Source organism: Pseudoxanthomonas winnipegensis (assembly GCF_004283755.1).
GTDB lineage: Bacteria > Pseudomonadota > Gammaproteobacteria > Xanthomonadales > Xanthomonadaceae > Pseudoxanthomonas_A > Pseudoxanthomonas_A winnipegensis.
In genome coordinates this window covers 107,920-122,006 of sequence record NZ_SHMH01000004.1, presented here as the reverse complement: position 1 = coordinate 122,006, position 14,087 = coordinate 107,920, and the positions used below count along the sequence as shown (strand labels likewise).

The 14,087-nt window shown below is 71.6% G+C and carries 10 protein-coding genes; 7 read left to right on the top strand and 3 right to left on the bottom strand.

From position 1 onward, the window contains the following. Window positions 1-64: 64 nt before the first annotated feature. Complete coding sequence (locus tag EAT51_RS09095) at window positions 65-3,580, bottom strand: hybrid sensor histidine kinase/response regulator (protein ID WP_130561531.1); 3,516 nt, start codon at window positions 3,578-3,580, stop codon at window positions 65-67. A 437-nt stretch (window positions 3,581-4,017) separates the two neighbouring features. After that, window positions 4,018-7,539 carry a hybrid sensor histidine kinase/response regulator gene (locus EAT51_RS09090; RefSeq protein ID WP_130561530.1) on the bottom strand — a complete coding sequence of 1,174 codons (3,522 nt, stop codon included), beginning with the start codon at window positions 7,537-7,539 and terminating at the stop codon, window positions 4,018-4,020. Window positions 7,540-7,727: 188 nt separating this feature from the next. On the opposite strand from EAT51_RS09090, the gene EAT51_RS09085 reads away from it, so the two are divergent. From EAT51_RS09085 to EAT51_RS09070, 4 genes are all read left to right on the top strand, one after another. Further along, window positions 7,728-8,408, top strand: coding sequence for a YceI family protein (locus tag EAT51_RS09085; protein WP_130561529.1), 681 nt, complete (start codon window positions 7,728-7,730; stop codon window positions 8,406-8,408). After that, window positions 8,405-8,983: a cytochrome b gene (locus tag EAT51_RS09080; RefSeq protein ID WP_130524258.1), complete on the top strand. Its 579-nt coding sequence runs from the start codon at window positions 8,405-8,407 to the stop codon at window positions 8,981-8,983. The genes EAT51_RS09085 and EAT51_RS09080 overlap by 4 nt, the downstream gene beginning before the upstream one ends. 1 nt (window position 8,984) lies before the next feature. Continuing rightward, on the top strand, window positions 8,985-9,554 hold the full coding sequence (locus tag EAT51_RS09075; protein ID WP_130524259.1) for a YceI family protein: 570 nt from the start codon (window positions 8,985-8,987) through the stop codon (window positions 9,552-9,554). Between the two features lie 303 nt (window positions 9,555-9,857). Beyond that, the gene (locus EAT51_RS09070; RefSeq protein WP_165421944.1) at window positions 9,858-10,307 is read left to right on the top strand and encodes a nuclear transport factor 2 family protein; all 450 of its coding nucleotides are present in this window, start codon (window positions 9,858-9,860) and stop codon (window positions 10,305-10,307) included. A gap of 13 nt (window positions 10,308-10,320) precedes the next feature. Here the strand turns inward: EAT51_RS09070 and EAT51_RS09065 are convergent, their stop codons facing one another. Then, window positions 10,321-10,551, bottom strand: a complete 231-nt coding sequence (locus EAT51_RS09065; RefSeq protein ID WP_130524261.1) for a glutaredoxin family protein — start codon at window positions 10,549-10,551, stop codon at window positions 10,321-10,323. A 179-nt stretch (window positions 10,552-10,730) separates the two neighbouring features. On the opposite strand from EAT51_RS09065, the gene EAT51_RS09060 reads away from it, so the two are divergent. The 3 genes from EAT51_RS09060 to EAT51_RS09050 all read left to right on the top strand — a co-directional run bounded on the left by EAT51_RS09060 (window position 10,731) and on the right by EAT51_RS09050 (window position 14,040). After that, complete coding sequence (locus EAT51_RS09060; protein WP_130561528.1) at window positions 10,731-11,456, top strand: GntR family transcriptional regulator; 726 nt, start codon at window positions 10,731-10,733, stop codon at window positions 11,454-11,456. 33 nt (window positions 11,457-11,489) lie between these two features. Then, window positions 11,490-12,872, top strand: a complete 1,383-nt coding sequence (locus EAT51_RS09055; RefSeq protein WP_130561527.1) for an L-serine ammonia-lyase — start codon at window positions 11,490-11,492, stop codon at window positions 12,870-12,872. Between the two features lie 169 nt (window positions 12,873-13,041). Next, window positions 13,042-14,040, top strand: coding sequence for an alpha/beta fold hydrolase (locus EAT51_RS09050; protein WP_130561526.1), 999 nt, complete (start codon window positions 13,042-13,044; stop codon window positions 14,038-14,040). The last annotated feature ends 47 nt before the right edge of the window (window positions 14,041-14,087 follow it).

Genomic DNA, 14,087 nt, shown 5'->3' with positions numbered 1-14,087 from the left:
AAGCGCTGTACCGGGTCCTCGCCGAAGCGCGCGCAAACCTAGACGGAATGCTCACCAGCCCACCTCACCGACACAGCGCCGCGATCGCCCCCTCGAGCAGGTCGCCGGTGACCGGCTTGCGCAGGAAGCCGTCGAAGCCGGCGGCGCGCGCCAGCGGTTCTGCCTCGGCGTCGGCGCGGGCCGTGACTGCCAGCAGCGGCAGGTCCAGGCCCTGGGCGCGCAGCTGGGTGGCCAGGGCCAGGCCATCCAGGCCGGGCAGGTCGAGGTCGAGCAGGGCGATGTCGAAGCGCTCCACGCGCGCCTCGGCCAGGGCCGCCAACCCGTGCGCCACCGCACGCACGCGGTGGCCGCATGTCTGCAGCAGGCCGCTGATGACCGCGGCGACGGTGGGGTCGTCCTCGACCAGCAGCACGGACAGCGGTTGCACCTGCTGTGCGGGGCGATCGCGTACCGCCGGCTCCGGTGCATCTTCCGAGGCAGGCAGCGGCAGGTGCGCCAGGAAGCGCGTGCCCTGCCCCGGCGCGCTGTCCACCGTGATCCGCCCGCCCATGGCCTGGGCCAGCTCCTGGCAGATCGCCAGGCCCAGGCCGCTGCCGCCGTAGCGCGCGGTGGTGCGTGCGCCCTCGGCCTGCTCGAAGCGCTGGAACAGCCGCGCCTGCTGTTCGGCGCTCATGCCCGGTCCGGTGTCGTTGACGATCAGCACCACGCCCGCCTCCGCCGCCTGCGCGTGCAGCGCGACGCGGCCGCGCGCGGTGAACTTGACCGCATTGCCCAGCAGGTTCATCGCGATCTGGCGCACGCGCAGCGGATCGCCGCGCAGCGCGCGCGGCACCTCCGCGTCCACCTGCCAGTCGAAGACCAGGCCCTTGCGCTCGGCGTTGGGTGCGATGAGCGCGGCGACCTCGCCGAGCAGCTCGCGCAGGTCGAAGTCCTGCACGTCCAGCGCCAGCCGTCCGGCCTCGATGCGGGCCAGGTCCAGCGCGTCGTTGACCAGTCGCAGCAGATGCGTGCCGGCCTTCTGGATCGCCGCCACATAGCCGCGTTGGTTGGCGTCCAGCGGCGTGGCGGCGAGCAGTTCGCTCATGCCCAGCACGCCGGTCATCGGCGTGCGCACCTCATGGCCCAGCGTTGCAAGGAAGTGGGTCTTGGCCTGCGAGGCCTGTTCGGCCAGCACGCGCCTGTGCTGGGCCATCTGCCATTCGCTGCGCCGCTGCACACGGCGCCGATACGCCCAGGCGCCGGCCAGCAGCAGGCACAACCCCAGCAGCGAGAGCACCAGCAGGCCGGCCACGCTGCGCCACCACGGCGGGGCCACGCTGAAATGCAAGCGATGCACGGCGGAGGCGTTGCCGCTGGCGTCGAAGCCCTGCAGCGCCAGCGTGTAGTCGCCCGGTGCCAGCGCGGAGAGCACGCGATCGCCGCTGGCGCCCTGATCGACCCAGTCCGGATCCAGGCCGAGCAGGCGCGAGCGGTAGCGGCTGCCGGCCACATCGTCGAAGGCCAGCAGCCGCATGCCCACGCGCAGCTCGCGGTCGTCGGGCCGCAGGCGCGGCGTCGGCGCGGGCAGCGCCTCGATGCGGCCCTCGCGCACGACCGTGGGCGGTCGCAGCAGCAGCGGCGGCGAGATCGCGGCGCGGTCGGGTGTGGCCGGGTCGATCAGCACCAGCGCGCCATCGCTGGTGGTCGAGGCCAGCACGCCGCTTTCGAGCCGGTACAGGCATTTCTCGAGGAACTCCTGGCTGCTCAGTCCGTCGCGCACGCCGAAGGTGCGTACCACCGCGCGCTGCGGATCGGACACGTCCACGCGCAGCAGGCCGCGCTGGGTGGCCAGCCACAGCCGGCCCTGGCCGTCGCGCTGCATGCCGTTGGCGCTCACGTTGGGCAGACCGGCCTCGATGCGGCGCGACAGTTGCCAGCGGCCCTCGCGCCATTGCCAGCGTTCCAGTTCCCCGATGCGGAACACCCACAGCGCCTGCGCCGATTCGGGCACGAAGCCGGACACCTCCAGCGCGCCGTCCGGCCCGTCCACCGGCAGCAGGCGCCGCGTGGCCGGCTCCCAGCGCAGCAGGCCGGTGCCGCTGGCGATCCAGGGTTCGCCATCGGGCCCCAGGCGCAGCTGCTGGAAGGCCAGTTCGTGGCCGGTGACGGGATGCCGGGCGAATGCGTCCAGGACCTCTCCGCTGCGGCCATCGCGACGCTGCACTACGCCCGGCGTGCCCAGCCACAGATCGCCGCGCGCATCCTCCAGCAGGGTCTCGGGCGCGAACGCGACCTGCCCGGCGCTGTGCAGCGGCCAGTCGCGGCGCGCGCCTGTGGCCAGATCCAGCCGCACCAGCGCGGCCGGGCGCACGCCCAGCCACAGCGCGCCGCGCCGGTCCTGCACCGCGCTAGTCAGGCCAAGATGCAGCGGGTCGATGCCGCGGAAGACGGTCACCGTCACCGCGCCGCTACGGCTGTCGACCTGCTCCAGCGTGCCGGCCGCGTCGGCCTGCCACAGCACGCCGTGGCGGCCGGGGGCCACGCTGCAGTACGGGCTGATTGAGGTGCCCTTGGCCGCGGGCAGCACGGCCATGCGCCGCCAGTCCGGGCGCAGATACGCCAGGCCCTTGCCGACCACGCCCATCCACAGCCCACCGCCGGCCACGGTCTGGAAGCTGGTGACGAAGTGGCGGTCGAACAGTCCGTCGCGATCGCGCACCCACTGCGGCGCCCGCGCGCCATGCGTCAGCCACAGGCCGTTGGCGGTGCCGAGCCAGGATTCGCCGTCGCCCGCATCGGCGGCGGCCAGGATCTGATTGGCGCCCTCGAACATCGCCGACCACGGCGGCGTGCGCCAGACCTCGTCGCGGCCCAGGACGCGCGGCCCGGCGCGGGTGCCGGCCCACAGCGTGTCGCCGACGCGGGTCAGCGAGAGCACGGCCAGCGCGCCGGGGCCGCCTGCGGGCAGCGCGTGGAGTCGGCCGCCCTGCACATAGGCCAGCCCGGCTTCGGTGCCGACCCAGAGCCGGCCGCGCGCATCGACGGCCAGGCTGGTGACCACATCCGAGGGCAGCACGCCGCCGGTGTTGGCGTGGTCGAAGCGGGTCAGCGCGCCGTCGGCGTCGATGCGGTACAGGCCGCCGCCGTTGGTGCCGAACCAGACGTGGTCGTCCAGGCCGGCGATGGCGTACACGTCGTCGCTGCGCATCTGCGGATACTGCGCGCGGCGATAGTGGCGGAAGCCGCGGCGTTCGGCATCGAGCACGCTCAGGCCGGCGCTGGCCACCCAGACCTGGTCGTGCGGATCGACATACAGCGCCTGCTGCAGGTTGCCGGCCACCGAGGCGGGGTCGCGCGGGTCGTGCTGCCAGACGGTGAACTCGGCGCCGTCGAAGCGCGCCAGTCCGTCGTAGGTGGTCAGCCACAGGTAGCCGGTGCGATCGGTGGCCAGGGCGGTGATCGAGGTCGAGGGCAGGCCTTCGGCGGTGGCGGTCAGGCGGAACGCGGGCCGCTGCGGCACCTGCGCGTGGGCCTTCGCCACGGCGCAGCACAGCGCCAGCGTCCAGAGCACACGGCGCAGCCCCTCGCACCGGCATTCCATGCTTCGGCTCACTCCATCGATGTCCCCGGGGGGTCATCCTCGCAATGCGCATCGATGCACGCAAGCGCCGGTGCGATGCGAAACGGCTCAAAGCGGTTCTTTCGTCGATTGCGGGTGACGGCACGTGCGCATTACGGCTTCGGAGGGGCAGCGGGCGTCAGGTCAAAGACTCCGGGTCGAAGAGGCCCTGATCTTTCTTCTCGCGGGCGCCGGCCCACTCCCTGTGGGAGCAACTGTCTCGTCAAATCTCGCAGCCGCCTGCCTGTAGAGCGGAGCTTGCTCCGCTGCTCTTCGTTCGGTTCGTGGGAAAGCCCCAGCGGAGCGAGCTCCGCTCTACAAGTGGGAGCCGCCAAGCCGTGGGGCGCGGCCGATCTTTTCGCATCGCGGAAGTCGCCGGGTTCCCGCGTTCCCGGGAACGACGACACCCGCGGCCAGCGCTATTCCTTGCGCAGATTGGCTGCCGCGCGCGCGGCGGTCATCGCGGCGGCGAGCAGTTCGCCGGTCACCGGCTTGCGCAGGAAGGCGTCGAAGCCGGCCTCGCGCGCCTGTACTTCGGCCTGCGCGTCGGCGCGCGCGGTCACCGCCAGCAGCGGCTGGGCGAAGCCCTGGCGGCGCAGTTCGCGCGCCAGCGCCAGCCCATCCATGCCGGGCAGGTCCAGATCGAGCAGGGCGATATCGACCGGCGCCAGCGCCAGTTCGGTCAGCGCGGCCAGCCCGTGCGGCACGGCGCGCACGCGGTGGCCGCGGGCCTGCAGCAGGCCGACGATCACCTCGGCGATGGTGGCGTCGTCCTCGACCAGCAGCACCGACAGCGGCACGTCGCCGGCGTCGGCCTGGACCGCGCCGGCCGCATCGCCCTGCGCCACCGGCAGCGGCAGGTCGACCACGAAGCGCGTGCCCTCGCCCGGGGTGCTCTCCACCGCGATGCCGCCGCCCATCGCCGCGGCCAGCTCCTGGCTGATCGCCAGCCCCAGGCCGCTGCCGCCGTAGCGCGTGTGCGCACCGTCGCCCTGCTCGAAGCGCCGGAACAGCCGCGCCTGCTGCTCGGCGTTGATGCCCGGGCCGGTGTCGCTGACCACCAGGCGCAGGCCCTGGCCGTCCAGCGGCAGCGCCTGCAGGCGGACCTGCCCGCGCTCGGTGAACTTGACCGCGTTGCTCAGCAGGTTGAGCAGGATCTGACGCACACGCACCGCATCGCCGCGCAGCGCGGCCGGCAGGCGCGGATCGATCTCGCTGGTGAAGGTCAGGCCGCGCCGTTCGGCCATCGGCGCGGTCAGCGCGACCACTTCGTCCAGCAGTTCGCGCAGGTCGAAGTCCTGCTGATCCAGCTCCAGGCGGCCGGCCTCGATGCGCGCCAGGTCCAGCGCGTCGTTGACCAGCCGCAGCAGGTGGCGACCGGCGTTCTGGATCGAGCGGATGTAGCGGTGCTGGCGCTCGTCCAGCTTGGTCGCCAGCAGCAGTTCGCTCATGCCCAGCACGCCGGTCATCGGCGTGCGCACCTCGTGGCCGAGCGTGGCCAGGAACTGGGTCTTGGCCTGCGAAGCCTGCTCGGCCACGCTGCGCCGGTGCTGGGCCATCTGCCATTCGGTGCGGCGGCGCAGGCGCCGGCGGTAGGCGTGCATCCACCAGGCGATCAGCACGATCAGCAGGCCGACCATGCAGGCCACGCCCCACGGGCTCTGCCACCACGGCGGAGCCACGCGGAAACGCAGTGTCTTGACCTGCGACCACACGCTGTCGCTGCTGCGGCCCTGCACTTCCAGCGCGTAGCGGCCCGGCGGCAGGCGCGAGAAGATGCGCTCGCCGGTGTTGCCCACCTCGACCCAGCCCGGGTCGTAGCCGCTGAGGCGGAAGCGATAGGTAGTGCCCTCGGCGCCGGTGAAGGACAGCAGGCGCGCGATCACGTGCAGATCGCGGTCCTCGCTGTCCAGCAGCGGATGGCCGACATGGGTCAGGTCCAGGCCGCGATCGCCGCGGCGCACGCCGACGAATTCGAACTGCAGGTCCGGCCGCCGCGCCGAGGGCACCAGCCGCGCCGGGTCGAACAGCACCAGGCCATCGGGCGTGGCCATCGACAGCTGGCCACTGACGGCCTGGACCAGGGTGCCGTGGCGGATCTCGGGATTGGGCAGGCCGTCGCGCACGCTGTAGGTGCGCACCGTGCCCTGGATCGGATCGACCCGCGCCAGGCCGCGGCTGGAGATGGTCCACACCACGCCGCGCGCGTCCACGCGCATCCCGGTCGGGGCGATGGACGGGAAATCCTGCGCGATGCCGATCGACTGCCGCCAGCGCAGGCGATGGCCATCCCAGGCGTAATGGTCCAGCTGGCCCATGCGCCCGGTCCACAGGCTGCCGTCGGCGGCCAGGTCCAGCGAGAACACGGGCTGATCCGGCGCGCCGGGCACGGCGGCCAGGCGCCCACGCGCGGCATCCCAGGTCAGCACGCCCTGGTTGGTGGCCAGCCACAGGCGCTGGTCGGCGTCGCAGCGCATCTGCTGAACGACCAGGCCGGAGGGATAGTCGGCGGTGCCGCGTTCCAGATTGCGCAGCACATGGCCCTGCTCGTCGCGCAGCTGCAGGCCGGCCGAGTTGGTGCTGATCCACAGCTGCGCGCCGCAGCGGCGCAGTTCGACGATGCCGCCGGGCAGCGGCTTGTCGCGGGCATCGTCCACGGTCCACTCGCGCCGCTGGCGGGTGGCCGGGTCGTAGCGCAGCAGCTTGTCGATCAGCCCGACCCAGACCCGACCCTGGCTGTCCTCCTCCACCGACTGCGGCCAGTTGACCGGATCCAGCGGCTGGATGTGCTGCTCCACCCGGCCGGTCGCCGGATCCAGCCAGTCCAGCGCGCCGCGGGTGCCGACCAGCCATAGCCCGCCGCGTCTGGACGGCGCCTGCGCCAGCACGAACGGGTTGGTCATGGTGCTCGGGTCGCTGGCGTCGTTGGTGAGCACGGCGAACTGGCGCCAGTTGGCCGGCAGATGCCACAGCCCCGCGTTGAGGCTGGCGAACCACAGGCCGCCGTCGCGGTCCTCGTAGCCGCCCATCCAGTTGGGCTTGACCACGCCGCGCGCCGAGACGCTGTACAGCGGCACATTGCGCACCGTGCCGTCGGCGGCCTTGTAGCCCATGCCGGCGGCGGTATCGAGCCAGTAGGTGCCGGCGATGTCGCGCAGCATGGTCTGCAGGATCGGGATGTGGGTGACCGGCCGCCACGGGTCGCGCACCCAGCTGCCGTCAGGCTTGCGCAGCGACACGCCGCGACTGGTCGCCACCCACAGGCTGCCGTCGGCCTCGACCGTGAGGCGGTTGATGGTGGGCGAAGGCAGCGCGGAGGCCGGCACGCGTTCGAAGTCATGCCCGGTCCAGCGCGCCAGGCCGCTGCGCGTACCCACCCACAGGCTGCCGTCCGGCGTCACCGCCATGTGCACCACATCGCGCCCGGGCAGCGCGCGCGGGTCGTCGGGCCGGGCCCGGTAAAGCGCGAAGCGCCCGTCCGGCAGGCGCCGGGTCAGTCCGCCGGCCGAGGTGCCGAACCACAGGCTGCCATCCGGCGTGGCGGCGATGCACCAGATGGAATTGCTGCGCAGCTGCGGGGTGTTGGCGCGGTTGTAGAAGCGGAAGCTGCGGCGGTCGGCGTCGAAGACCGCCACGCCCTCGTTTTCGGTGCCGATCCACAGCTGGTTCTGCGCATCGACGTAAAGCGCCCACAGCTGGTTGTCCCTGAGCCCGTGCTCCATCCGCCAGATGCGGAAACCGCGCCCGTCATAGCGCGCCAGACCGTCGCTGCTGGCCATCCACAGATAGCCCAGGCGGTCCTCGGCGAAGGCGTTGATGGTGGCGTTGGGCAGGCCGTCGGCCACGCCCATCTGCCGCGGCTGCGGGGTCAGCGGGACAAGCGCGCCCGCCAGCCCGCTCCAGGCCAGCAGGCTCCACAACACGATCGCGCGTCCCCACATCCGGATCTCTTCCTTCACCCGCCTGCGCGCGCCATCACGACCCGCCTGCGGGCCATCGTGCAGGCCCGTGGCCGGGGCTGGCAACTGCGCACGCCGCGGGTCCGGCCTGAACGCCATTGCGCGCCGCGCAATGGAATGTTGCCGCGGGGCCCGAAGCGCGCGACCGGCGGCATGCCTAGAATCCCCCCATGCCCAACCCATCCCGCCTCCGCACGCTGCGCTCGCGCCTCTGCCTGCTCATCGCCCTGGCCATGCCGGGCGCCGCCTGGGCCGCCAGCGAGACCTACCAGCTCGATCCGGTCCACACCCGGGTGCTGTTCTCCGTCTCGCACGCCGGCTTCTCGCAGGCGATGGGCACGGTCTCGGGCAGCACCGGGCTGATCGAATTCGACCCCGACGACTGGAGCCGCGCGCGCGTGCAGGTCAGCGTGCCGCTGGACCGCGCCGATCTGGGCGATGCGGCCTGGAACAAGGCCGTGGCCGCCTCCAACCTGCTCGACGTCAAGGACCATCCGCGCGCCGAGTTCGTCTCCACCCGGGTCATGCCGCGCGGCGGCGACCAGTTCGACGTGGTCGGCCAGCTGACCCTGCACGGCGTCACCCGCGAGGTCACCCTGGCGGTGACCTTCAACCAGCTCAAGCGCCATCCGCTGCCGCCGTTCCGGCGCACGGTGGGCTTCTCGGCCACCACCACGCTCAGCCGCGCGGCCTTCGGCATCGATGCCTGGCCCTCGGTGATCGGCGATGCGGTGCAGCTGAACCTGCAGGTGGAGGCCACGCGCACGCGCGAGGCGCTCGAACCCGCCGCCGCCACGCCCGCCGACCCCACCTCCCCGTCCACGCCCGCCCAGGAACCCGCCACGCCATGACCCGAGCCAACGCCCAACGCTGGGGCGCCGTCAGCCAGACCCTGCACTGGCTGATCCTGCTGTTGCTGCTGGTGCTTTGCGTGGTCGGCCTGACCATGGGCGACCTGCCGCGCACGCCCAAGTACTTCTGGGTCTATACCGCGCACAAGTCGCTGGGCATCACCGTGCTGGTGCTGGTGGCGCTGCGCCTGGCCTGGCGCCTGTACGCCGGCGCGCCGCCGCCGGTGCCGGGCACGCCGCGCTGGCAGCACGCCATCGCCACGCTGACCCACGTGCTGCTGTATGGGGTGATGTTCGCCATGCCGCTGTCGGGCTGGCTGTACGACTCGGCCAGCGGGCTGCGGCCGTTCAAGTTCTTCGGCCTGTTCGAGATGCCCAAGCTGGTCGCGCCCGACGAACACCTGCGCCACCTGGCCCATTCGGCGCACGAATGGGGCCTGTACGTGCTGATCGTGCTGGTGGCGCTGCACGCCGGCGCGGCGTTCTACCACCACCTGTTCCAGGGCGACGCCACGCTCGCCCGCATGCTGCCGCGCGGCTGGTTGCGCGTGTCGGCCCAACCGAAGGATGCATGACATGTCCCGCCATTTCCTCAGCCCCGCCCTGACCGCCGCCGCCCTGGTGGCCGCCTTCGTCGCCGCCCCGGCCCGCGCCGCCACCTACGTGCAGGCGCCCGGCTCGACGCTGGTGTTCGCCAGCAGCTACGACGGGGAGACCTTCACCGGCAAGTTCGGCAAGTTCGACACCAAGGTCAGCTTCGATCCGGCACACCCGGAGTTGGGCACGATCGACGTCACCATCGGCCTGGCCGGCACCAGCAGCGGCAACGGCGACCGCGACTCGACCCTGGCCAGCGCGGACTTCTTCGACGTGGGCAAGTTCGCCCAGGCCACCTACAAGGCCAAGGGCTTCAAGTCGCTGGGCGGCGATCGCTACAGCACCGACGGCGTGCTGACCCTGCGTGGGGTCTCCAAGCCGGTGACGCTGACCTTCGTGTGGACGCCGGGCGCGCAGCCCACGCTGGCCGGCAAGGCCACGGTCAAGCGCCTGGACTTCGGCGTCGGCGGCGGCGACTGGAAGGACACCAAGACCATCCCCGACGCGGTGGCGATCAGCACCAAGGTCGTGCTCAAGCCTGGCAGCTGAGCGGGAAAGATGGGTAGGGGCGGCCACGGCGGCGATGGAGCTTTCCCGTTAAAGCCCTATCGCCGCCGTGGCGGCTCCCCCCTGTAGAGCGGAGCTCGCTCCGCTGGGGCCTTCCCCACGCACCGAACGAAGAGCAGCGGAGCGAGCTCCGCTCTACAGGCAGGCCGCTGCGAGATTTGAGGAGACAGTGGCTCCCACAATCCGGGGAAGCACTAGGCCAGAGGTGCGCATGACTTCCCGGCCATGCGCGGGTCGGCGCGCGCAGCGCATCGTGCCGGCACTTCCCTTGCCAGGCCTTCGAGCATGCGTGCGCCCCTGATCGCGATGTTGTTGTCCGCCGCGCTGTCGCTGCCCGCGGCTGCCGCGCCGTCCGCCCTGCCGGCCACGCCGGAAGACGCCCTGCGCCAGTATCAGCAGGCCGAACACGACTTCGACCTGGCGCGCCTGCGCCAGGTGCTGGATGCCTCGTTCGTCGAGATCAGCCCGCTGGGCCAGGTGGACGAGCACGACGCGGTGCTCTCGTTCTACGCGCCGGACAAGAAGGTCGCCGCGCCGCCGGTGACGATGGACGAGGTGGTCGTGCGCGCGCATGGCGACGCCGCGGTGCTCTCGGCGCAGCTGCACTACGTGGTCGGCGAGCGCGCGATGGCGCTGCGCCTAAGCGCCACCGCCAAACGCACGCCGCAGGGCTGGGTGCTGGTGTCCGCGCAGTACACGCCGATCAAGGCGAATACGCCGCCGCCGGCGCACTGAGTTTGCCGGGCCCTCAGCGCGCCAGGAAGGCGCGCACCGCTTCGATGGTGAAGGGCCAGTCCAGTTCGGCCTGCGAGCGCGCGTCGCGCAGCACCGGCACGCGCAGGCCGTAGCGCGCCTCCAGCGCGGCATCGTCGTCGATGAACACGCTGGCCGGCTCCGGCACGCGCGCGGCGGCCAGCACGGCCAGGGCCGCATCGCACAGGTGGCAGTCGTCGCGCTGGTAGAGCAGCAGGTCGGTCATGCGGGCGTGGCGGGCAGGCGAGCGGCTGAGTTAACCCGCGCGAAGATGCCGCGTCGAGTGTCGGCCGCGGCGTGGTTCCTGGGCGCATCCGGCGACGGGCGTGAATATCGAAATTAAGTGCAGTAAGGCTGGCCTACAATGCATTTCGAGCCCGCATCCCTGCCGATAATTTCGATTTTATGGACGCCGCCGTTACCGGCACCCTGGCCAGCCGCATCCACCAGCAGCTGCGGCACGACATCGTGCGCGGCCGGCTCAAGGCCGCCGCCAAGCTGAAGCTGGCCGAGCTGCAGCAGCGCTACGGCATCGGCCTGGCGCCCCTGCGCGAGGCGCTTGCGCGCCTGTGCGGCGAGCAGCTGGTGGTCAGCGCGGACCAGCGCGGCTTCTGGGTGGCGCCGCTGTCGCTGCAGGAGCTGGACGACATCGCCAAGGTGCGCGTGCTGGTGGTGGACGAGGCGATGAACGACTCCATCCTGCACGGCGATGCGGCCTGGGAGGCGCAGGTGGTCCAAGCGCTGGACGCGCTGGCGGCGATCGAACGCGACCTCTCCGGCAGCACCACCCAGCCGCCGGGCGATGTGCTGGACGAACTGGAGGCGCGCAACTTCGCCTTCCACCGCGCCCTGCTCGGCGCCTGCCGCTCGCCCTGGCTGCTGCGCCTGCAGGACATGTTCTATCACCAGGCCGAGCGCTACCGGTACGCCGCGCTGCCGCGCGCGCGCGACAAGCGCTTCTCGCTGGACGAGCACATGGCCATCGCCGATGCGGCCCTGGCGCGCAACGTGATCAAGGCCTGCCGCCTGCACGACGAACACATGGCCCGCACCCACGCCAGCGTGCGCGCGGCGCTGGCCCGCCACCTGCAGCCCGATGCGCCAGCGCCGCAGGCGCGCGCCTCGCGCTGACCTCATCAACGCAACCCCTGCCTGGAATCCACCGTGGCCGTCAGTACCTTCGACCTGTTCAAGATCGGCATCGGGCCGAGCTCCTCCCACACCGTCGGGCCGATGCGCGCGGCCGAGCGCTTCGTGCACCGCTGGCTGCTCGATCCGGGCCAGCTGGCGCGTACCGCGCGGCTGCGCGCCGAGGTGTTCGGCTCGCTGGCGCTGACCGGCCGCGGCCACGGCACCGACAAGGCCGTGCTGCTGGGCCTGGAAGGCCACCGCCCGAACCTGATCGACCCGGACATCATCCCCGCCACCCTGGCGCGCATCCGCGGCGAGAAGCGCATCCGGCTGATGGGCGAGCACGCCATCGACTTCGACGAGAAGCGCGACCTGGTGATGAACAAGCGCCAGAAGCTGCCGTTCCACACCAATGGCATGCGCTTCTCCGCCTTCGATGCCGCCGACAACGTGATCGCCACGCGCGACTACTACTCGGTCGGCGGCGGCTTCGTGGTCAATGCCGACGAGGCCGCCGAGGACCGCATCGTCGCCGACGAGACCGCCCTGCCGCATCCCTTCGCCAGCGGCGATGCGCTGATCGCGCGCAGCAACGAGACCGGCCTGTCCATCGCCCAGCTGATGTTCGAGAACGAGCAGGTCTGGCGCAGCCCGGAGGAGATCCGCGAGGGCCTGCGCGAGCTCTGGAGCGCCATGCAGTCCTGCGTGGCGCGCGGCATCCGCCAGGAAGGCACCCTGCCCGGCGGCCTGCACGTGGGCCGGCGCGCGCCGGCGCTGTACCGCGAGCTGTCCTCCAAGCCCGAGGCGGCCATGCGCGATCCGCTGACCACGCTGGACTGGGTCAACCTGTACGCCCTGGCGGTCAACGAGGAGAACGCCGCCGGCGGGCGCGTGGTCACCGCGCCCACCAACGGCGCGGCCGGCATCATCCCGGCGGTGCTGCATTACTTCGACCGCTTCTGCGCCGGGGCCGACGAGGCGCGCGTGTTCGACTTCCTGCTGACCGCCGCGGCGGTGGGCATCCTCTACAAGGAGAACGCCTCGATCTCCGGCGCCGAGGTCGGCTGCCAGGGCGAGGTCGGCGTGGCCTGTTCGATGGCCGCCGCCGGCCTGACCGCGGCGCTGGGCGGCAACACCAGCCAGATCGAGAACGCCGCCGAGATCGGCATGGAACACAACCTGGGCCTGACCTGCGACCCGATCGGCGGCCTGGTGCAGATCCCCTGCATCGAGCGCAACGCGATGGGCGCGGTCAAGGCGATCAACGCCAGCCGCATGGCCATGCGCGGCGACGGCAAGCACAAGGTCAGCCTGGACAAGGTGATCCGCACCATGCGCGACACCGGGCGCGACATGCGCGACAAGTACAAGGAAACCAGCCGCGGCGGCCTGGCGGTGAACGTCATCGAGTGCTGACCGGCGCTACGGACGCGCCGTCGCTGATGCGTTCCCGGCTGGCGCTCGCGCCTGTCATCCAGTGCGTCCCGCGGACTGGGACACGCCGGCACGCCTGCGCGAGGTCCTCACTGCGGCCTCGCCCGGGCCTGCCTACGCTGCGCCTCTCGTCCCTCCACTGGAGTCGCGCATGCCGCGTTCGTTCCTGGCCCTGTGCCTGGCCGCCCTGGCCGCGCCCGCCCTCGCCCAGCAGCAGCCCGCCTACGGCCCGCGCCTGGAAGGCTTCGACTATCCGCATCCGGTCCAGCGCTACGCCTTCAGCGCGCAGCAGCAGGACCTGGAAATGGTCTACATGGACGTGGCGCCGACCGGCCAGGCCAACGGCCAGACCGCCGTGCTGCTGCATGGCAAGAACTTCTGCGCCGCCACCTGGGAGGACACCATCGTGGCCCTGGCTAGGTCCGGCTATCGGGTGATCGCGCCGGACCAGGTGGGCTTCTGCAAGTCGTCCAAGCCGCGCCATTACCAGTTCTCGCTGGCCGGGCTGGCCGACAACACCCATGCATTGCTGACCAGTCTGGGCATCGACAAGGCGGTGATCGTCGGTCACTCGATGGGCGGCATGCTGGCGATCCGCTATGCGCTGATGTTCCCTGGCGAGGTCAGCCACCTGGCGCTGGTCGACCCGCTCGGCCTGGAGGACTGGAAGGCCGTCGGCGTGCCCTACCAGAGCGTGGACCAGTGGTATGCCGGCGAGCTGAAGACCAGCTTCGAGAGCATCAAGCAGTACCAGCTGGACGTGTACTACGCTGGCACCTGGAAGCCAGCCTTCGAGCGTTGGGCACGCATGCAGGCCGGCCTCTACGCCGGCGCCGGCAAGGAGATCAACGCCTGGGACCAGGCGCTGACCTACGACATGGTCTACAACCAGCCGGTGGTCTACGAGCTGCCCAGGATCGCCGTGCCTACCACCTTGTTCATCGGCCTCAAGGACCGCACCGCGATCGGCAAGGGCAAGGCGCCGCCGCAGATCCGCGCCACGCTGGGCAACTATCCGGTGCTGGGCAAGCGCGCGGCCGCGGCGATCCCGGGCGCGAAGCTGATCGAGTTCGACGACCTGGGGCACTCGCCGCAGGTGCAGGATCCGGCGCGGTTCAATGCGGCGCTGCTGAAGGCGCTGGCGCCATGACGAGCGTGCGCCGCGTCGCATTTCTCGATGTCTGGGCGCGAATCCGA